Raw genomic sequence first — 19,795 nt, 5'->3', positions numbered from 1 at the left:
GAATATGCTATGAGCGTACTGAACATTCTTGAAGAAAAGCTGGCAGAAACCAAAAGACAGGGGCGCTTTCGCGAGTTCCTCAATCTTGAGCGCGGCGTGCAGGACAAACCCTGGGCCACCCGTCACGGGCAACAAGGCGAGCGTCGTCTCAACGTCTGGTGCTCAAACGACTATCTGGCGATGAGCCACCATCCCAAGGTGCTGCTGGCCACCACCGACGCGGTTAACCGCGTCGGGCTGGGTACCTGCGGCGCCCGCAGCATTTCCGGCACCTCGGTTTATCACAGCGAGCTGGAAACGCTGCTGGCCAGCGCCTACGGCAAAGAGTCGGCGCTGCTGTTCACCACCGGCTTCGGCGCCAACGACGCCACCTTGTCCACCCTGTGCGACGCCATTCCCGATCTGATCGTGTTCTCCGACGAACTGAATCACGCCTCGATGATTTATGGCATCCGCTACAGCAAAGCGGAGAAAAAGATCTTCCGCCACAACGACGTGGCGCACCTCGCCGAGCTGCTGCAGGCCGCCGACCCGGCGCGGCCAAAGCTGATCGCCTTCGAGTCGCTGTATTCCATGGACGGTGACTTTGCTCCCCTGGCGCAGATCGTGGCGTTGGCGGAACAGTACCAGGCGCTGACCTATCTCGACGAGATCCACTCCGCCGGCGTGTACGGCGAACGGGGATTGGGCTACGCCGAACAGCTGGGCCTGTTGGATAAAATCACCATTATTCAGGGCGGATTCGGCAAGTCTTACGGCGCAGCGGGCGGTTATATCGCCGCGCCCCGCTCGGTGGTGGAGGCGGTGCGCAGCTGGGCACCGGCATTCGTGTTCAGCACCTCGTCACCGGCGCCGGTGGTCGCTGCGGCGTTGGCCAGTTTCAAATACAACCTCGGGCATGACACCCAGCGCAAGCACCTGCTGGCGATCGTCGATCACCTGAAAACCGGCCTGCGCGCCGCCGGCATCCCGCTGGTATCGGCCGACAGCCATATCCTGCCACTGTTGGTCGGCGATCCGCACCGCAACAAGCACATCAGTCAGGTGCTGCTCGACGAGCATGATATCTACGTGCAGCCGGTCAATGCCCCGACGGTGCCCGCCGGCAGCGAGCGGCTGCGGGTGACGCCGACCTCGGCGCACTCCCATGCCGACGTGGAAACGTTTCTGGCGGCGCTGGGACAGGTTTGGGCGGCGAACGCTCTGCGGAGGGCGGGATGAAGTTAGCGGATTATAACGGCCATCTGGTCACGCTCTGTTTGATGGCGACCGGCACCTTCGCCATCGGCACCGACGCCTTTATCGTCGCCGGCGTGCTCAGCGACATTTCCGAAACCTTTGCCGTCAGCCCCGCGCAAGCGGGGCAGTTGATATCGGTATTCGCGCTGGCTTATATGCTGTTCGCGCCGCTGACCGCCTGGCTGCTGGGCAACGTCAACCGCAAGCATATTCTGCAGTTGGCGCTGGTGCTGTTCATCGCCGGCAATCTGGCCTGCGCCTGGGCCACCAGCTACCTGCAGATCTCGTTCGGCAGAGTGTTGGCAGCATTGGGCGCGGCCTGCTATACGCCGCAGGCCGCCGCCGCCGCGGTGGGGCTGGTGACGGAAAAACGCCGCGGCCTGGCCATTTCCATCGTTTATGGCGGCATGACGTTGGCCATCGCGCTCGGCATCCCGTTCGGCACCTTTCTCGCCAAACTGATCGGCTGGCGCGAAATCTTCCTGTTCATCGCCCTGCTGGGAGTGATTGCGCTGCTCGGCCTTTCGCTGGCGCTGCGCGCCATTGCGCCGCCGGGCAAGCATTCGCTGAAAGAGCGGCTTGCCCCGCTGCGGCAAAAGGCGGTGCTGACCACGCTGCTGATCACCTTCTTTGCCGTTTGCTCGGAGCACATCGTCTACAGCTACGTCAGCGTATTATTGAAAAACACCCAGTTCGGCCCGGAGGCGATCCTGCCCCTCGCGCTGCTGGTGTTCGGCATTGGCGCGGTGATCGGCAATTTTGCCTCCGGCGCGCTGACCGACGCCCTCGGCAGCAAATTCGTGCTGCTGTTTTCCGTGGCGATCCAGACGCTGTCCCTGTTTCTGCTGGCCTTTTATGTCACCTCGCCCTGGTGGGTGCTGGTTATCTTTCTGGTCTGGGGCATTACCGGCTGGATGTATCTGGTGCCGATCCAGCACCACTTGTTATCGCTGTCGAAACGCTTTGGCGCCTTGACCGTGTCGCTCAACAGCTCGGTGCTGTACGCCGGCATCGCGGCGGGTGGCATGCTGGGCGGCCTGACGCTCTACACGCTGCCGGCCTATTATCTGCCGCTGTTTTCGCTGCCGCTCGGCGCCATCGCCCTGCTGCTGACGCTGTTCTTTTTCCGGGGAGAGGCCATCGATGAGTGAATCACCGCCGGTGCTTTATGAGCGCCACGGCGCGCAGGTTGCGGTCATCACCCTCAATCGGCCGGAAAAAAAGAACGCCATCAACCTGCAGATGGCCGAACTGATCCGCACCTACCTGCGCCAGGCGGACAGCGACGACTCGGTGCGCGCTATCGTCCTGGCCGGTCAACCGACGGTATTTTCCGCTGGCATGGATGTTAACGCCTTTCGTCAGGGCGAACTGCCCATCGTCACGCCGGAGGGATTTGGCGGGTTGATCCATGCGCAGATCGGCAAGGTGATCATCGCCGCCGTTGACGGTATCGCCTACGGCGGCGGCTTTGAGCTGGCGCTGGCGTGCGATCTGATCGTCGCCGGGTGCGATGCGCGCTTCAGCTTTCCCGAGACCGGGCTTGGGTTAGTCGCCGCCCAGGGAGGATGCGCCCGCTTGCCGACGCGAGTTTCGCCCTACGTGGCGCTGGATTGGCTGCTGACCGGCAGAACCGTCAGCGCACAGGAAGCGTTGTCACACGGCGCCATTTCCCGCATCAGCGCAAATTCGGCCCGGGAAGAAGCGTTGCGCATCGCCGAGCAGATCGCCGGGAAAGACCGTGACGCCAGCCTGGCCGTCAAGGCCATCGTCCGCCAGGGGTTGACGCAGCGCGAAGCGCCATCGTTCGACTTTCAACAAGCGCCGGTCGAGCGCCTGCGCCAGGCGGCCGCCCGGCGTTAATCCTCCTTGCCGGCTCGCCTGAGTCGGCATTTCCCGCCTCTCCTCCACAGCTCATTTTACGCAGCCCATCTCTCGACGCTAAGCTACACTGCCCGTTGCCCTAATGCGCTGATAAGGAAAAACAATGCGCCATTTGCCTCTGTTGACCCCCAGGCTGATCCTGCGCCCGTTCACGGCCGACGATCTGCCCCATTTTACCGCTTACCGCAATCATCCCGACGTGGCGCGCTACCAGAGCTGGAGCGACTACAACGCGGCGGACGCCCAGGCCTTCTTCGAACAGCAGCAGCAGCTCCCCTTCAACCGCGACGACAGCTGGTTTCAACTGGCGGTCGAACGCCGCGAGGACGGCGCCTTGCTGGGCGATGTCGCAGTGCATTTTTTCGATGAGGGACGCCAGGCTGAGCTGGGCGTGACCTTCGATCCCGCTCATCAGCGGCAAGGTCAGGCGCGCGAGGCGCTGAGCGCAGCCATCGCCCTGCTGTTCGGGCCGCTGGCGAAGCACCGCATTACCGCCGTGGTGGACGCGCGAAATCTTCGCGCCGCCGCGCTGTTCAGCAATCTTGGTTTTCGTCGTGAAGCCTGTTGGCGGCAAAACGTGTTTTTCAAAGGCGCATGGGGCGACGAATTCGGTTTCGCTCTGCTGCAAAGCGAATGGCGGGAAGCTGCAAAACATGAAGCTGCTGAATAAATACCTTAGGCAATACCAGTTCTCGGAGCGGCACGCGATCGCCATCGCCGCGCCGCAGGCCCGGGTCCTGGCGGCCGTGGTCGCTTACGATCCCAAGCACGATCGCTTTTTCCGCAGCATGATAGCGCTGCGCGAATTGCCCGCGCGTCTGATGCCACGCAATAAACCCAGCCCGCCGCCGTTTGGCCTGCATAACTTTTGCCTGCTCGAGCAAGATGAAGGCGCGTTGGTCTATGGCCTGATCGGCCGCTTTTGGCAGGCCGAATACGGCCTGAAACAGGTCGCTGACGGGCCGGAATTTCTGGCCTTCGCGCAGCCCGGCGTCGCCAAACTGGCGCTGGGCTATGCCGTGAGCCCGCTGCCGGACGGCCGTTGCCGTCTGGTGACGGAAACGCGCATCTTCTGCCCCGACGACGCCAGCCGGCGGCGGTTTACTCCCTACTGGTATACCATTCGCCTGGTCAGCGGGTTGATACGCCGCCGCATGTTGCGCGCCATCAAAACCGCCAGCGAGGTCATGCCGCAAAACCATTCATAGTGCGAATGTGTTTAGGAGCATTCTCAAAGCATAACGCGATCGGAAAGGTTATTTATTAACCACTACAACATGCATTGAGAAGCCATTAGCCCCGCCCCCCTGCGGGGCTTTTTTCATCTAGCCGTCGTTTAGGCCCGGAAATACCTGCATAAACAGGAAGGTGCAAGGCTTGCGCTGATGCTGATTGATCTGCGGCACCAGCCGGGTGAAATGCTCGGTTTGGCAATGCACATCCAGAGCGGCGCGGTCCGGCCAGCTTTCGATAAAAATAAAATGCCCGGGATCCTGCTGATCGATGCACAGGTCATAACTGATGCACAGCGGCTCCTGTCGGGTTTTTTCCACCAGCTCACGATACCAGGGCATGACGGTTTCAATGTGTTCCGGATGAATAAAATCTTCAGCAATGACCTTCAGCATGTCGCACTCCTGCATTCCGTTTTGTCGTGCTTCACCTTATCTTTCCCCTTCACGAGAAGAAAGCGACGCTCTCCAGGCCTCTAACCGAGTTCTCAATTCGGTGATAGCGCACACAGATCTCGATCAAAGCGCTTGAACACGCCACAGCCCTGTGTGAACTTTTGATTAACAAAAAAGCAACACACCATTCACCATGGTGATGTCTGCTGCGATATGCCGACGCACTGCGCGGCGTTTTTTCGCCTTTAAAGGCCTGACCATTAGTCCTTTAGACCTTTAAAGGCACGAAAAAAATCCGATGTCATCAGCGACGGCGCCAGACGGTCTTGTGACCGACGTTTGTCATTCTCAGAAGAGAGGTTAACGCCAGTGAATCACGCCACCTATGCCGCCCCTGCGCTCAATGCCGCCATCCGCAAAACCTGGCGCAGACTGGTGCCATTGATGTTCGCCATGTATTTCATCGCCTTTATCGACAGGGTTAACGTCGGTTTTGCCAAAGACGCAATGGCCATCGATATCGCACTGTCGCAATCCGCCTTTGCCCTGGGCGCCGGGATATTCTTTGCCGCCTATGCGCTGTTCGGCATCCCTGCTAACCTGTTGATGAATCGCTGGGGCGCCAAACGCTGGCTTAGCGCCACCACCGCGCTGTGGGGCGCGTTATCGGCCTGCACCGGGCTGGTGACCAACGAACAGCAATTTATCGTCCTGCGGTTTCTGCTGGGGATCGCCGAAGCCGGCTTTTACCCCGGCATCCTGCTGCTGGCGTCGATCTATTTTCCCAATAAGGTTCGCGCCTCGGTCATTGGCATTTTCGTGCTCGGCGTGCCGGCGGCGCTGACGCTTGGTTCACCGCTGTCGGGGGCATTGCTGGAGATGCACGGCGTGTTGGGTAAACCCGGCTGGTTCTGGATGTTTGTGTTGGAAGGGTTGCCGGCCGTCGTCCTCGGCGTTTTCGCCTTTTTCTATCTCGACGATAATCCACGGCAGGCGCGCTTTCTGAGCGAGGAAGAACGCACGGCGCTGGTGGCACAATTGGCCGATGAACAGCAGCAGACCGAAACCAGCAGCGTCAAAGCGGCGATGAGCAGCGGCAAAGTTTGGCATCTGGCGTTGATCTACGGCACCCTGCAGATCGGCGTATACGGCCTGATGTTTTTCCTGCCGTCGCAGGTCGCCTCGCTGATGGGCACCCATCTTGGCTTCAAGGCCTCGCTGGTGGCCGCCATTCCCTGGGCATTCTCCGCGCTGGGCGTCTATTTCCTGCCGCGCTATGCCGACAGAAAAACCGCCAGACGATTACCGATCGCCGTCGGCTGCATGGTAGCGGCAGCGCTGGGTTTGGTGGTCTCGTCCTATGCCGGCCCTTTGCTCGCTATCGTCGCCCTGAGCTGTTGCGCGGTAAGTTTCCTGGCGGTACAGCCGATTTTCTGGACGTTTCCCGCCCAGGTGCTGACCGGCCCGGCGCTGGCGGCCGGCATCGGTTTTTGCACCACGCTCGGCGCCGCATTCAGCTTTTTAGCTCCGCTTATCCGCACCGAGGCGGAACAGCGCTTCAACAGCCCGCATGCCGGGCCGCTGGTGCTGGCCGCCTTTTCACTGCTGTGCGCCGCGCTATTATGGGCGCTCAAACATCGGCGTGCCGACGTGAGCAAACCAGACGCAGAGATTGCCGGATAGCGGCGCGTTATTTAGCCATTATTGAACCTGTGGATGTGACACTGACACTCAGCCTCCTCACCCGCAGGTGTTAAATGGATGAATTGACGCACATTATCGCCAAATACAGCCCGGAACCGGAGATGTTGCTGCTGCTGATTTTCCTGTTTGCGCTGGGTAAATCCGTGATCGTAGTGTCTTCCGTCTTGCCGCCCGCCTCGGTCACGCTGCTGTTGGGCATCGTAGCGGGCAAGCATGCGCTGCCCATCGGCGCGGTTTGGGCGGCCATCGCCCTCGGCGCCGCGTTGGGATCGATTCTGTCGTTCCACTGCGGCGCGCTGCTATGCCACCGGGATCTTGGCCGCCAGCTGCCGGTGCGCTTTCACGCTCCGCTGCGCAAAGCGCAAAACGCCTTGCAAAAACGCGGGCTACCGCTGCTGTTCGCCTCGCGTTTTCTGGCGGTGATGCGTTACACCGTGCCGCTGATGGCCGGCATGTTGCAACTGCCGGTGCGGCGCGTCTATGCCACCGCCGCGCTCTCGGCCGCCGTCTGGGCGCTGCTTTTGATGTCGGCTGCGCATTTATTCCCCGTTTCCTGACCTGAAAGATTCTTGGGCAAATGGCCCGCCCCTACGCCGACGTTGCGCTAGCGCACAGCCTTCCTTGCCGTATAAAGTCCGGTGCAACATTGCAGTTTGCGCCAGATCACCTTTCTGAACATCAGTCGAAAAATGCGAATTTTTTTGCAGAATGCGCGCTTAAAACGGCGCAATGCGGGAAGAAACGAAGAAAAGTCTGAGCGTAACACGCTGATTTGGTTGGTGGGTCGTACAGGGTTCGAACCTGTGACCAATTGATTAAGAGTCAACTGCTCTACCGACTGAGCTAACGACCCAACGAGGTAAATTGTCCTCCTCGCCTCAGCCGCTGTCAAACGCTTACACGCATTACTTTTTCTCATGCGAAATTTACAACCCTTTGTTTAATCAACGAGATAAGCCGCATAAGGTCTGTTAATCCCCTCTTTTGAAGAGTAATCTTCCGCTCCCTGAACGTCCGATTTGCCTCCTCCGTGTAAAGATTGATCGACTTTTATCCCGCGTATAAATGTTGTAAACATGTTGCACAAAGGTGGCGTTATTGCACTACCTTACTAAAGCCGGGCCAACCGGATAAATGTATAAAAAAGAGCCACTTCAGAGCTCGCGACTTCACTAATGACAGGTAAAACAGGACATCATCAGATGGTAGATCACTCTAAAATAGCGACTGAAGCGACGCCCGCCTCAGCAGATCATCTACGGCGAAACCTCACTAACCGACATATTCAACTGATCGCCATCGGCGGCGCCATCGGCACCGGCCTGTTTATGGGTTCCGGTAAAACCATCAGCCTGGCCGGCCCCTCGATCATCTTCGTGTACATGATCATCGGCTTTATGCTGTTCTTCGTGATGCGCGCCATGGGCGAGCTGCTGCTGTCCAACCTGGAGTACAAATCCTTCAGCGATTTCGCCGCGGACCTGCTCGGCCCGTGGGCCGGTTTCTTCACCGGCTGGACCTACTGGTTCTGTTGGGTGGTGACCGGCATCGCCGACGTCGTGGCGATCACCGCCTACGCCCAGTTCTGGTTCCCGGGACTCTCCCAGTGGATCGCTTCACTGCTGTGCGTGCTGTTGCTGCTCGGCCTTAATCTGGCGACGGTGAAGATGTTCGGCGAAATGGAGTTTTGGTTTGCGATGATCAAAATCGTCGCCATCGTCGGGCTGATCGTCGCCGGGCTGGTGATGATCGCCATGCAGTTCCAGTCGCCGACCGGAACCGTGGCCTCATTCACCCATCTGTGGAATGACGGCGGCATGTTCCCGAAAGGCATCAGCGGCTTCTTCGCCGGCTTCCAGATCGCCGTATTCGCCTTCGTCGGCATTGAGCTGGTGGGCACCACCGCCGCGGAAACCAAGGATCCGGAGAAGTCGCTGCCGCGCGCCATCAACTCGATTCCGATCCGCATCATCATGTTCTACGTGTTCTCCCTGATCGTTATCATGTCGGTGACGCCATGGAACTCCGTGGTGCCTGACAAGAGCCCGTTCGTTGAACTGTTCGTGCTGATCGGCCTGCCGGCCGCGGCCAGCGTAATCAACTTCGTGGTGCTGACCTCCGCCGCCTCCTCCGCCAACAGCGGGGTGTTCTCCACCAGCCGCATGCTGTTCGGGCTGGCGCTGGAAGGCGACGCGCCGAAGTCGTTCGCCAACCTGTCCAAGCGCGCGGTGCCGGCCAACGGCCTCACCTTCTCCTGCATCTGCCTGCTGGGCGGGGTGGTGCTGATTTACCTGATCCCGAACGTGGTGACGGTCTTCACCCTGGTGACCACCGTGTCGGCGATTCTGTTCATGTTCGTCTGGACCATCATCCTGTGTTCGTACCTGGTCTACCGTAAACAGCGCCCGGCGCTGCACCAGAAGTCGATCTACAAAATGCCTGCCGGCAAACTGATGTGCTGGGTGTGCATGGCGTTCTTCGCGTTCGTGCTGGTGCTGCTGTCGCTGCGCGAAGACACCCGCCAGGCGCTGATCATCACCCCGCTGTGGTTCATCGTGCTCGGCCTGTCTTACGTGTTCCTGCGCAAGAAGAAAACCGCTTGATGTAAAAAGGGGCGGATATCGCCGCCCCTTTGTTTTTCTGTGTCTCGGCGCTAGTCCGCTTCCGTCGCCACCGCCGCTTTATCCTTGCGCCGCACGCGCAACTCGCTGACCACCACCCCAATCACGATCAACGCGCCCCCCAATAGCGCCACGCCCGGTAAACGCTCACCGGCGAGCCGCCCGACGATGCCCGCCCAGACCGGTTCACCGGCGTAGATCACCGTAGCGCGCGTGGGTGAAACGCTGCGCTGCGCCCAGTTCATGGTCAGTTGAATCAACGCGCTGGCCAGCCCCAGCCCAATGGCGCTGTACAGCAGGTAATCCGAATACGGCGGTGGCGATTCACCGGTCGGCGCCATCATCAAGAATGAGGTCAGCGAGGCGGTCGCCAGCTGTACGATGGTCACCCGGCGGATATTCACCTTGCCGGCAAAGGCGCCGATCAGGATGATCTCCGCCGCCATGCCAAGGGTGCCGGCCAGCGTCAGAATTTCGCCGAGGCTCAGCGTCATGTCGGTGCTGCTCGGCGCTGCCAGCAGCATCAGCCCGGTAAAGGCCAGCAGAATGCCGATCCACGACATGATGCCGGGGAACCGCCCCAGCACCAGCCATTGCAGCAGCGGTACGATCGGCACATACATGGCGGTGATGAACGCCGACTGGCTGCTGGTGATGGTCTGCAGGCCGACGGTTTGCATGCTGTAGCCAAACATGATCGCCAGCCCGATCAGCCCGCCCGCCTTCAGTTCATACAACGTCAGGCCGCGCAGCACGCGCAGCGAAAACAGCGTCAGCGTCAGCGTGGCGGTGGCGAAACGCAGACCGACGAAAAAGAACGGCCCGCTGACCTGCATCGCGTGATGCACCGCCAAAAAGGTGCCGCCCCAGATCATGGTGATGAAAATCAACACCGCTTCCGGCAACCTGATTTGCGGAACCACGGCGGAAATAAAGGATTTTTTTGCTGCTGACACCGGCTTGCCCTTCCTGCTGAGTGCAATATAATGCACAGATCCTGCCAGTATGAGATAAAGTCCGGCGATGAGCAATACGGTGCATAACGCGAAAACCGATCCTCCGAAAGTGCTGCAGTACCTGAGCAGCAATCTGCGCGGTTACCGCCAACAGGCGGGTCTGAGCCAAGTGGCGCTGGCCGAGCTTTCCGGCGTCAGCCGCCGCATGCTGGCGGGCATCGAAGCCGGCGATCGCAACGTCAGCCTGGCAGTGCTCGACAAGATCGCCGCCGCCCTGGCGATTTCCTTTACCGATCTGATCCAGGCGCCGGAAGCGCGCGGCAGCCATCTGGTAGGGGAACTGGCCTGGCAAGGCGCGCAGTCCGGCAGCCAGGCGCTGTTCGCCGCCAGCGTGCCGGCGCGCCAACGGGCCGAGCTATGGGAATGGACGCTGATGCCGGGTGAGCGCTATGACTCGGCGCCGGACGCCGAAGGCTGGAGCGAGATGATCTATGTGATTGCCGGCACCCTGACGCTGGAGCTGGAACAAGGCACGCTGACCCTTTCCGCCGGCGCCGCGCAAACCTTCAACAGCGATCAACGCTACGCTTACGCCAATCTCGGCGACCTGCCCCTGCGCTTTATCCGCAACGTCGCCTTCTGACTGCCGGCCAACCCGCGCCGGCGGCGGATGTCGTGCCGCTGTCGTGCCGCTGTCGTGGCGCCGTCACCCCGCACGCCCTACACTGGATGACAGTGACAGTGAACTCGGGAGTGCATCATGCAAAAGTACCGCATCAGGCCATTACGTCTGGAAAAAGGCTGGTCGCAGGAGCAGCTGGCGACCATTGCCGGTCTCAGCACCCGCACCGTACAGCGGATTGAAAACGGCGAACAGGCCAGCCTGGAAACCTTGACCGCGATCGCCGCCGCGCTGGGGGTGCAGGTCAGCGATCTCACCTCACCGCCGCAGGCGGAGACGCCGAGTGAGGTAGATGAAGAGCAGCGCATTCGTCGCCAGGTCGCGGCAGAAGGCAAACTGCTGAGCATGGCGGTGCGTTTCGCCGTGATTGGCACGCTGCTGTTCGCCATCAACGAGTTGACTCACCCGCAATACCTCTGGTCGCTGTGGGCGATCGGCGGCATGAGCCTCGCGCTGGTTATGCGGGCGGTGCGTACCTTGCTGCTGCGCAATGCCTTCAGCCGCTGGCAGGAACAGCGGCTGGCGCAAAAACTCAGGCGCCTGCCGTAAACGTCAGCCACTCCGCCAGCCGGGCCAGCGCACTGCCCGGCACGATCGGCTGCGGCGACAACAAGTAATAGCCGCTGCCGTCGGGCGTGAAACCGAACGGCGCGCTCAGCAAACCGGCGGCCAGATCGTCTCGCACCTGCAGCCACGGGCCGATAGCGATGCCAAGACCGGCTACCGCCGCCTGCAGGCTGAAATAGAAATGATCGAAACGCTGCTCCGGATGCCCCGCCAACGTCACCCCCTGCCGCTGCGCCCAGTGCCGCCAGGCATCCGGCCGGGTGGCGGCATGCAGCAATTTGGCGTCGGGCCACAGGTTCTGCCTGCCGTCCACGCTGGCCGTCAGCCTCGTCAGCGCTTCGGGTTGGCACACCGGCCCGACTTTCTCATCAAACAGCGCCAGGCTATGCACCTGCTTTCCCCAATCAAAGTCATTGCGCCTGATCGCCGCCGTAATGCCGTCATGGAACGAAAACGGCCCGCCGCCGGCCACCAGTTGTAAGTTGATATCCGGGTGCGCCTGCTGAAAAGCCGGCAGGCGCGGGATCAGCCAACGCATCAATAAGGTCGGCTCACAGGACAACACCAACGGCGCATTGAGTGCCTGCTGGCGCAGCTCCAGCGCCGTAGCATCCAAAATGCCGAATGCCTGCTGCGTCGCCTGAAACAGCTTGCGCCCCGCCGCCGTGAGCAGAACCCGCCGATGGCGGCGCTCAAACAGCGCCACGCCCAGCTCCTCTTCCAGCGCCCGCACCGCCCGGCTGACCGCGCCATGCGTCAAATTCAGCCCCTGTGCCGCCTGCGTGAAACTTTCCAGCCGCGCGGCGGCTTCAAAACAGCGCAGACCGCCCAGCGGCAGCGGCCTACGGGTTTTGCGTGAGTTTTTCTCACCGATATCGTCACTATTCATCGTTTGTCACCGAGGGAAATTACTCTTATAAATCAGTCACTCTATCGAGAAACATCGCAAGGATAACTATGACTGAACTTATCGCTGTCGTCACCATTACTTTACTCGCTGTAATCAGCCCGGGGCCGGATTTCGCCATGGTCTCGCGCAACAGCCTATTGCTTTCGCGCCGCGCCGGCGTCTTGACCGCCTGCGGCATCGGCGCCGGCGTCTTGACCGCCTGCGGCATCGGCGCCGGCGTGCTGATCCATGTCAGCTATACGCTGATTGGCGTCGGCGTGTTGATTCAACAGTCGCCCTGGCTGTTTAACCTGCTTAAAGGCATCGGCGCCGCCTATCTGATCTATCTCGGTTTTACGTTGCTGCGCAACGCGGCGCATCATGACGCCGCGCCCACCACGACACCGGCCGCCATCAGCGATTTCGCGGCGCTGAAAACCGGTTTTTTAACCAATGCGCTGAATCCGAAAACCACCATCTTCGTCGTCAGCCTGTTCATGCAGGTGGTTTCTCCGCACACCCCGCTCGGCGTGCAAATTGGCTATGGTCTTTTTATCGCCGCCGTCCATATCTTCTGGTTTGCCGCCGTCGCGCTGCTATTTTCTGCGCCGGGGGTCAATGCGCGCTTTTTGCGTTTGCGCCGCGGCATCGATCGCACCTTTGGCGGGCTGCTGATCGCCTTTGGCGCCCTACTGGCGATCGCCGGCATCAAGTAACGCCGCGACGCCAAGTTCGTCATTCGCTTCTATGCTTATCAGGGGTTTTTGTTAATCATCTGAGAGGGAGTACGGAACATGACGAAACTGTTGGTGCTTTATTACTCAATGTACGGCCACATCGAACGCCTGGCGCAGGCGGTGGTCGAAGGGGCAAATCGGGTCGATAACGTGGACGTGACGATTAAACGCGTGCCGGAAACCATGACGCCGGAAGCCTTCGCCAAGGCCGGAGGCAAGCAACACCAGCAGGCGCCGGTCGCCACCCCGCAAGAGCTGGCGGACTATGACGGCATTATCTTCGGCACGCCGACCCGCTTCGGCAATATGGCCGGACAAATGCGCACCTTCCTCGATCAGACCGGCGGCCTATGGGCGTCCGGCGCGCTGTACGGCAAGGTGGGCAGCGTCTTCTCCTCCACCGGCACCGGCGGCGGCCAGGAACAGACCATCAGTTCGACCTGGACCACGCTGGCGCACCACGGCTTCATCATCGTACCGATCGGCTATGCGACGCAGGAGCTGTTTGACGTTTCTCAGGTGCGCGGCGGCACCCCATACGGCGCCACCACCATCGCCGGCGCCGACGGTTCGCGGCAGCCGAGCAACGAAGAGCTGACCATCGCCCGCTATCAGGGCGAGCACGTGGCGAAAATCACCGCCAAGCTGAAAAGTTAAGCGCCCTCCCGCACCCGTGATTCAAAGGGCCGCGCATTCGCACGGCCCCATCTTGTTGCCGACCCGCCGCAAGGTTAGAATGCCCCTCCCCCGGCCATTCAGCGTATGAAGGCCAGGCCCGAATTCGTTCTGCCCGTCGCTCATCGGCTTTCAGCCTGAGGACGGGCGTTCTGTTTTTTGCGCACAGCGAAGGGAATAAGTCAGTGTCTAAAGATTTTGATGAACTAATAAGAGACATGGATCTTATTATTGAAAATGTAGACAGCTTCAAAGCTCTGGCTCCGCGCGCGCCCGAGCCGGCTCCGGCCCCGCCGCCGCCGGTTCATCATTACGACTCGTTCTGCGAAAACATCGCGTTGAAAGTGGTATTGAAGGTGCTGCTGTCTTCGGTAGACAAGATAGTCAAAGTGCAGATCGCCAACAAGGTCGAGCAGGAGATCGCCCAGATCGAACAGCAGGTGGTGCGCGCCGGCGGCGGCCCGGTGTCGCCGGACGATCTGGCGCAAATGACGCACTATGTGCGCCGCACGGTCAACGATCTGCTGGAATAGCGTTCTCCCCCTCCACGCCATGCTTATTCGGCGATATGAATTTTTACGTTATTTTTATATCGCCTGCTTTATGCTTGATACACTTCAATAAATTGACGCATCGTCGGCGGGCACTCCGAGCAACAGCATGGTCAAAACCAAACAAACCCTGGTCGTTATTCATCTTTGCAGCTTTTTAGTCCTCCTTTACAGCCTTTCAATGATCCCGCCCCTGCTGATGGGCCTGCTGTATAAAGAAAAAAGCGCCTTCTCGTTTTTCTATACCCTGGTGCTCGCCGCCACGCTAGGCGGATTGGGCTGGTTCAGCACCCGGCAGTCGAAAGTGCAGCTGCGCACCCAGGACGGTTTCCTGATCATCGTCATGTTTTGGCTGTTGTTTTCCGCAATCAGCGCCCTGCCGCTGTGGCTGGATGACACGTTGAACGTCCGCCTGGTGGACGCGATGTTCGAGGGCGTCTCCGGCATCACCACCACCGGCGCTTCGGTGCTGAACGACGTCTCCAACGTCCCCAAATCATTCCTCTACTATCGCTCTCAGCTCAATTTTATCGGCGGTCTGGGGGTTATCGTGTTGGCGGTGGCCGTGCTGCCGCTGCTGGGCATCGGCGGCGCCAAACTTTATCAATCGGAAATGCCCGGCCCATTCAAAGAGGAGCGCCTGACGCCGCGGCTGGCCGACACCTCGAAAAACCTGTGGCTGATCTACCTTGGCCTGGGGCTGGCCTGCACCGTCGCCTTCCGCCTGGCGGGCATGCCGTGGTTCGATGCCTTGTGTCACGGCATCTCTACCGTCTCGCTCGGCGGATTTTCCACCCGCAACGAAAGCCTGGGGTACTACGACAGTTCGGCGGTGGAAATGGTCGGCGGCATTTTCTCTGTTCTGGCGGCGGTGAACTTCACGCTCTATTTCGTCGCCGTCGGCCGCCGCAGCCTGAAACCGCTGTACCGGAACCCCGAGCTGCGCTTTTTCCTGTTGGTGCTGGCCATCGTCGTGGCTATCGTGTGCGTCGAGCTGTATCGTTCGGGCATGTACGGGGTCAAGGACGCCTTCGTGCACGGTTTTTTCCTCACCAGTTCGATGATGACCGATAACGGTCTGGCCATCGCCGATTACACCAAAATTCCGTCCCACACCATCATGCTGCTGCTGGCGGCGAGCTTTTTCGGCGGCTGCGTCGGATCCACCTGCGGCGGCATTAAAGCGCTGCGTTTTCTGATCATGTACAAGCAAAGCCGGCTCGAGATCAACCAGCTGGTGCATCCTAACGCCTTGTACACCATCAAGGTCGGCAATGCGCCGATCCAGGATCGGATGCTGCGCTCGGTTTGGAGCTTTTTCTTCCTCTACGTGCTGTTCACCTGCCTGTTTATCTGGCTGCTGAATCTGATGGGCTATGATCTGGTCACCGCTTTCGCCACCGTCGCCGCCTGCATCAACAATATGGGGCTGGGATATGGAGAAACCGCCGCCGGCTTCGGCACGTTGAACGACGCGGCGAAATGGCTGATGTGCGCCGCCATGCTGCTTGGCCGCCTCGAGATCTACCCGATGCTGATCCTTTGTTCACGCGCGTTTTGGCGTTTTTAAGCGGACAAACCCGGCATGAAGCCACCGTTTCGCTCGGTTATCGCTGACACATTCACAACACACATATGTTGCATTGTTGTATTCGTTTCACTGCGATAAGTTTAATTCACTGTAAATATATACAGTGCATTTTAACTTATTGAGGATATGAATATGCGCTTTAACAACAAGATGTTGGCCCTGGTCGCCCTGCTGTTCGCCGTACAGGCGTCGGCCGACACGCTCGAATCCATCGACAACTGCGCGGTCGGCTGCCCGACCGGCGGCAGCAGCAACGTGTCGATCGTGCGTCATGCTTATACATTGAATAACAACAGCACCACCAAGTTCGCCAACTGGGTGGCCTATCACATCACCAAAGACACGCCAGCCAGCGGCAAGACGCGCAACTGGAAAACCGATCCGGCGCTCAATCCGGCGGATACCCTGGCGCCCGCCGATTACACCGGCGCCAACGCGGCGCTGAAGGTCGATCGCGGCCATCAGGCACCGCTGGCTTCGCTGGCAGGCGTTTCCGACTGGGAATCGCTGAACTATCTGTCCAACATCACGCCGCAAAAGTCCGATCTGAACCAGGGCGCCTGGGCACGGCTGGAAGACCAGGAACGCAAGCTGATCGATCGCGCCGACATCTCTTCGGTCTATACCGTGACCGGACCGCTGTATGAACGCGATATGGGCAAACTGCCGGGCACCCAGAAAGCGCACACCATCCCCAGCGCCTACTGGAAGGTGATTTTTATCAACAACAGCCCGGCGGTAAACCACTACGCCGCCTTCCTGTTCGACCAGAACACGCCGAAGGGCGCCGATTTCTGCCAATTCCGCGTGACGGTGGACGAAATTGAGAAACGCACCGGTCTGATCATCTGGGCCGGCCTGCCGGACGACGTGCAGGCTTCGCTGAAGAGCAAACCCGGCGTGCTGCCGGAGTTGATGGGCTGCAAAAACTGACGAAAAAACCCGCCGAGGCGGGTTTATTTTTCACGCGGGCGCCGGCGGCTTACTCCGTCAGCGCCTTTTGCGCAGCGGCCAACTCGCGCTGACGAGGTGAGGCTACCGCGTGGTCGCGCGCCAGCAACGTATACACCGTCGGCAACACGAACAGGGTAAACAGCGTGCCCACCAGCATGCCGGATACGATCACCAAGCCCAGACCGAAGCGGCTGGCGGCGCCGGCGCCGCTGGCGAACAGCAGCGGGATCAGGCCGAACACCATCGCCCCGGTGGTCATCAGCACCGGCCGCAGACGAATTTGCGCCGCCTGCAAAATCGCGGCGCGCCGCGCCAGCCCCTGATGCATCTGCAGCTCGTTGGCGAACTCCACCATCAAAATGCCGTGCTTGCTGATAAGCCCGATCAGGGTCACCAGCCCGACCTGGGTATAGATATTCATCGTCGCGTAGCCCAGCGCCAGCGGCAGCAAGGCGCCGCAGATCGACAGCGGCACGGTGATCAGAATGATCAGCGGATCCTTCAGGCTCTCGTACTGCGCCGCCAGCACCAGGTAGATGATGACCAGCGCCGCCAGGAACGCGAACGCCAGCGCGCTGCCTTCCTGGGTATACTGGCGCGAATCCCCCTGCCAATCGTGGCTGAATTCGGCCGGCAGCGCATTCGCCTGCCGTTCGAGGAACGCTACCGCTTCGCCCATCGAAACGCCGGGCGCAGGGATCGCCTGCAGGGTGGCCGCATTCTGCTGGTTGAACTGGGTCAGCTTGTTCGGCTCGACCTTAACCGCCACCGACACCACGGTGGAGAGCGGCACCAGCGTATTGTCCTGCGTGCGGACATACTGCCGCGCCAGCGCCTGCGGCGTCAGCCGCTGTTCGCGCAGGCTCTGCGGGATCACGTCATAGGCGCGCCCGTCCATGCCGAAGCGGTTGAGGTAGTTCTCGCCCACCAGCACCGCCAGCGATTCGCCGATGTCGCTCATGCGGATCCCGAGGCTGTTGGCCTTGGCGCGGTCGATGTGCACCTCCGCCAGTGGATTGTTGTAGTCCAAATCGCTGTCTACCACCATAAACAGGCCGCTGTTTCTGGCGTTCTGCTTGACCTCTTCCAGGGTGCGGTACAGCTGCGGGTAGTCCTGCGGCGTGCGCAACACCATCTGCACCGGCAGCCCACCGGTGGAGCCCGGCAAAGCGGGCAGCTGGAAGGCGAAAATGCTGGTGCCTTCGACATCGTTCACCGCCCGTTGCAGATCGGCCTGCACCGCCGACGCTGAGCGCTGGCGCGCCTGCCATAGCGTCAGGTTGATGCCGCCGATGCCGGACGCCGTGCCGTCGCTGCCGTTGATGATCCAACGGCTTTCGGTTTCCGGCATGCGGTTGTAGACCTCATCCAGCTTATAGGCGAAGCGTTCGACATAGTTCAGGTTAGCGTGCTGCGGCGCCTTGATGGCGGTCAGTACGATGGCCTGATCCTCGGTCGGCGCCAGCTCGCGCTGCGGCATCAGATACAGCAGCGGCAGGCTGATCATCACCAGCAGCGCCAGCGCTCCGGTCAGCCAACGGTGATGCAGCGAGAAATCCAGCGCGCGGGCATAGCGCCGCGTCAGGCCGCCGAAGAACCACTCGGCGGCGCGCGCCACGCGCCCTTCGCTCTGTTTGGCGGGCAGCAGGAGAGAACTCATCACCGGCGACAACGTCAGCGCCACCACGCCGGACACCACCACCGCGCCGGCCAGCGTCAGCGCGAACTCGCGGAACAGCGCGCCGGTCAGCCCGCCCATCAGGCCGATCGGCGCGTAGACCGCCGCCAGCGTCAGAGTCATGGCGATCACCGGCCCCGCCACCTCGCGCGCGCCGATCATCGCCGCCGCCAGCGGCGTTTTCCCCTCTTCGATATGGCGATGCACGTTCTCCACCACCACGATGGCGTCGTCCACCACCAGACCGATCGCCAGAACCATCGCCAGCAGCGTCAGCAGATTGACGCTGAAGCCAAAGGCCAGCATCAGCCCGGCGGCACCGAGAATCGACAAGGGAATGGTCACCACCGGGATCAACACGGTGCGCAGCGATCCCAGACACAGGTAGATCACCGCCACTACGATCGCCAGCGCTTCCAGCAGGGTATGCACAACTTCATCGATCGAGGCCTGAATAAAGCGCGCGGTTTCAAACGCCAGCGCCATCTTCACGCCCGGCGGCTGCATCTTGTCGATCGCCGGCATCAGGTGACGAATGCCGTCGACGATCACCAGCGGATTACCGGTCGGCGTGGGGAAGACGCCGAGGAACACCGCCGGTTCGCCATCCATCAGCGCGCTGGTCTCCGTGGCCGCGGCGCCCAGCTCCACGGTGCCGACGTCTTTCAAGCGCACCAGGCCGTTACCGTCGTTGCGCACCACCAGATTGCGAAACTCCTCCACGCTGGTGAGATCGGTATTCACCCGCACGTTGGCGACCACATACTGCCCTTTCACCTTGCCCGGCGCCGCCTGATAGTTGTTGCGCCGTACCGCGTCGGCCACGTCGGCGGCGGTCAGGCCGCGGCCCGCCAGCCGATCGCTGTCCAGCCACAGGCGCATCGCCATTTTTTGCCCGCCGAACACTTCAACCTTGGCGACGCCGTCGATGGTGGTGAACATCGGCTCCACCACCCGCGTCAGGTATTCGCTCAGCGCCGGCGTGGACAGCGTTTTACTGGAGAAACCGACATAGGCCACGGCGGTGGCTTCACCGGCGGAACGCTCAATAACCGGATCGTATGCCTGCTCCGGCAACTTGTAACGCACCTGATTGACCTTGGCCATCACCTCGGTCAACGCCTGGGTGGAATCGCGGTTCAGCGCCATGCGCACCGTCACCACGCTGCGCCCCTGCACCGACGAGGAAGAAAGGTAGTCAACGCCTTCGACGGACGACACCGCCTGGGCGATCGGCTGCGTGACGAAGCCCTGCATCAGCTCGGACGAGGCACCGGGATAGTCGGTGCTGATGGTGATGGTCGAATTTTCCAGCAGCGGGTATTGGCGAATCGGCAATTGGCTGAGCGCCAGCGCGCCGAACAGCAGGATCAGCGTGCTGACCACCAGCGCCAGCACCGGTCGGCGCACGAACAGATCGGTAAATGTCATCGGTCTCT

19 protein-coding genes and 1 tRNA gene are annotated in these 19,795 nt (G+C 60.8%); 15 read left to right on the top strand and 5 right to left on the bottom strand.

Annotated features, from left to right (window positions below; genetic code table 11):
- The first annotated feature begins 9 nt into the window (after positions 1 to 9).
- From hemA to AAIE04_RS04785, 5 genes are all read left to right on the top strand, one after another.
- Entirely contained in the window at positions 10 to 1,221 is a 1,212-nt protein-coding gene (gene hemA, locus AAIE04_RS04805; RefSeq protein ID WP_498576592.1) for a 5-aminolevulinate synthase, read from the top strand.
- On the top strand, positions 1,218 to 2,390 hold the full coding sequence (locus AAIE04_RS04800) for an MFS transporter (RefSeq protein ID WP_498576591.1): 1,173 nt from the start codon (positions 1,218 to 1,220) through the stop codon (positions 2,388 to 2,390). Before hemA ends, AAIE04_RS04800 begins: the two co-directional genes overlap by 4 nt.
- The gene (locus tag AAIE04_RS04795) at positions 2,383 to 3,102 is read left to right on the top strand and encodes an enoyl-CoA hydratase/isomerase family protein (protein WP_498576590.1); all 720 of its coding nucleotides are present in this window, start codon (positions 2,383 to 2,385) and stop codon (positions 3,100 to 3,102) included. The genes AAIE04_RS04800 and AAIE04_RS04795 overlap by 8 nt, the downstream gene beginning before the upstream one ends.
- 124 nt (positions 3,103 to 3,226) lie before the next feature.
- Positions 3,227 to 3,793, top strand: coding sequence for a GNAT family N-acetyltransferase (locus tag AAIE04_RS04790; RefSeq protein WP_498056335.1), 567 nt, complete (start codon positions 3,227 to 3,229; stop codon positions 3,791 to 3,793).
- Positions 3,777 to 4,331 (top strand): hypothetical protein, encoded by a 555-nt coding sequence (locus AAIE04_RS04785; protein ID WP_498576589.1) that lies wholly within the window; start codon positions 3,777 to 3,779, stop codon positions 4,329 to 4,331. Before AAIE04_RS04790 ends, AAIE04_RS04785 begins: the two co-directional genes overlap by 17 nt.
- Positions 4,332 to 4,448: 117 nt before the next feature.
- On the opposite strand, the gene AAIE04_RS04780 is transcribed toward AAIE04_RS04785, so the two are convergent.
- Positions 4,449 to 4,751, bottom strand: coding sequence for a putative quinol monooxygenase (locus AAIE04_RS04780; RefSeq protein WP_198635433.1), 303 nt, complete (start codon positions 4,749 to 4,751; stop codon positions 4,449 to 4,451).
- Positions 4,752 to 5,120: 369 nt separating this feature from the next.
- Between AAIE04_RS04780 and AAIE04_RS04775 the strand changes: the two genes are divergently transcribed.
- Together AAIE04_RS04775 and AAIE04_RS04770 are read left to right on the top strand one after the other, a co-directional pair.
- Positions 5,121 to 6,434, top strand: coding sequence for an MFS transporter (locus AAIE04_RS04775; protein ID WP_197667450.1), 1,314 nt, complete (start codon positions 5,121 to 5,123; stop codon positions 6,432 to 6,434).
- 74 nt (positions 6,435 to 6,508) lie between these two features.
- A complete protein-coding gene (locus AAIE04_RS04770) occupies positions 6,509 to 7,012 on the top strand; it encodes a DedA family protein (RefSeq protein WP_498576588.1) in 504 nt (167 codons plus the stop codon).
- 220 nt (positions 7,013 to 7,232) lie between these two features.
- Here AAIE04_RS04770 and AAIE04_RS04765 read toward each other — a convergent pair.
- Positions 7,233 to 7,308 (bottom strand) — tRNA-Lys (locus AAIE04_RS04765).
- 349 nt (positions 7,309 to 7,657) lie between these two features.
- On the opposite strand from AAIE04_RS04765, the gene cycA reads away from it, so the two are divergent.
- Complete coding sequence (cycA, locus tag AAIE04_RS04760) at positions 7,658 to 9,058, top strand: D-serine/D-alanine/glycine transporter (RefSeq protein ID WP_498576587.1); 1,401 nt, start codon at positions 7,658 to 7,660, stop codon at positions 9,056 to 9,058.
- 50 nt (positions 9,059 to 9,108) lie between these two features.
- On the opposite strand, the gene AAIE04_RS04755 is transcribed toward cycA, so the two are convergent.
- Complete coding sequence (locus AAIE04_RS04755) at positions 9,109 to 10,032, bottom strand: DMT family transporter (protein WP_498576586.1); 924 nt, start codon at positions 10,030 to 10,032, stop codon at positions 9,109 to 9,111.
- Between the two features lie 67 nt (positions 10,033 to 10,099).
- Here AAIE04_RS04755 and AAIE04_RS04750 point away from each other — a divergent pair, with 67 nt between their 5' ends.
- Both AAIE04_RS04750 and AAIE04_RS04745 read left to right on the top strand, forming a co-directional pair.
- Positions 10,100 to 10,675: a helix-turn-helix domain-containing protein gene (locus AAIE04_RS04750; RefSeq protein ID WP_211130289.1), complete on the top strand. Its 576-nt coding sequence runs from the start codon at positions 10,100 to 10,102 to the stop codon at positions 10,673 to 10,675.
- 117 nt (positions 10,676 to 10,792) lie between these two features.
- Positions 10,793 to 11,263: a helix-turn-helix domain-containing protein gene (locus AAIE04_RS04745; protein WP_498576585.1), complete on the top strand. Its 471-nt coding sequence runs from the start codon at positions 10,793 to 10,795 to the stop codon at positions 11,261 to 11,263.
- On the opposite strand, the gene AAIE04_RS04740 is transcribed toward AAIE04_RS04745, so the two are convergent.
- Positions 11,247 to 12,170 carry a LysR family transcriptional regulator gene (locus AAIE04_RS04740; RefSeq protein WP_498576584.1) on the bottom strand — a complete coding sequence of 308 codons (924 nt, stop codon included), beginning with the start codon at positions 12,168 to 12,170 and terminating at the stop codon, positions 11,247 to 11,249. The two genes, AAIE04_RS04745 and AAIE04_RS04740, sit on opposite strands and share 17 nt — an antisense overlap.
- 68 nt (positions 12,171 to 12,238) lie before the next feature.
- Here AAIE04_RS04740 and AAIE04_RS04735 point away from each other — a divergent pair, with 68 nt between their 5' ends.
- From AAIE04_RS04735 to AAIE04_RS04715, 5 genes are all read left to right on the top strand, one after another.
- The gene (locus AAIE04_RS04735) at positions 12,239 to 12,886 is read left to right on the top strand and encodes a LysE family translocator (protein WP_498576583.1); all 648 of its coding nucleotides are present in this window, start codon (positions 12,239 to 12,241) and stop codon (positions 12,884 to 12,886) included.
- Positions 12,887 to 12,964: 78 nt separating this feature from the next.
- On the top strand, positions 12,965 to 13,564 hold the full coding sequence (wrbA, locus tag AAIE04_RS04730) for an NAD(P)H:quinone oxidoreductase (RefSeq protein WP_274985322.1): 600 nt from the start codon (positions 12,965 to 12,967) through the stop codon (positions 13,562 to 13,564).
- Between the two features lie 236 nt (positions 13,565 to 13,800).
- Positions 13,801 to 14,115 (top strand): hypothetical protein, encoded by a 315-nt coding sequence (locus AAIE04_RS04725; protein WP_016928271.1) that lies wholly within the window; start codon positions 13,801 to 13,803, stop codon positions 14,113 to 14,115.
- A 127-nt stretch (positions 14,116 to 14,242) separates the two neighbouring features.
- Entirely contained in the window at positions 14,243 to 15,703 is a 1,461-nt protein-coding gene (locus tag AAIE04_RS04720) for a TrkH family potassium uptake protein (protein ID WP_498576582.1), read from the top strand.
- 153 nt (positions 15,704 to 15,856) lie between these two features.
- Positions 15,857 to 16,657 carry a DNA/RNA non-specific endonuclease gene (locus AAIE04_RS04715; protein WP_498056344.1) on the top strand — a complete coding sequence of 267 codons (801 nt, stop codon included), beginning with the start codon at positions 15,857 to 15,859 and terminating at the stop codon, positions 16,655 to 16,657.
- Positions 16,658 to 16,706: 49 nt separating this feature from the next.
- Here AAIE04_RS04715 and AAIE04_RS04710 read toward each other — a convergent pair whose 3' ends face one another.
- A complete protein-coding gene (locus AAIE04_RS04710) occupies positions 16,707 to 19,787 on the bottom strand; it encodes a MexW/MexI family multidrug efflux RND transporter permease subunit (protein WP_197667445.1) in 3,081 nt (1,026 codons plus the stop codon).
- Positions 19,788 to 19,795: the final 8 nt, after the last annotated feature.

It is taken from the genome of Serratia sp. Ae19-1, assembly GCF_059801225.1.
Note: the sequence above shows the minus strand (reverse complement) of the source record. Positions and strands in the feature narration are given on the sequence as shown.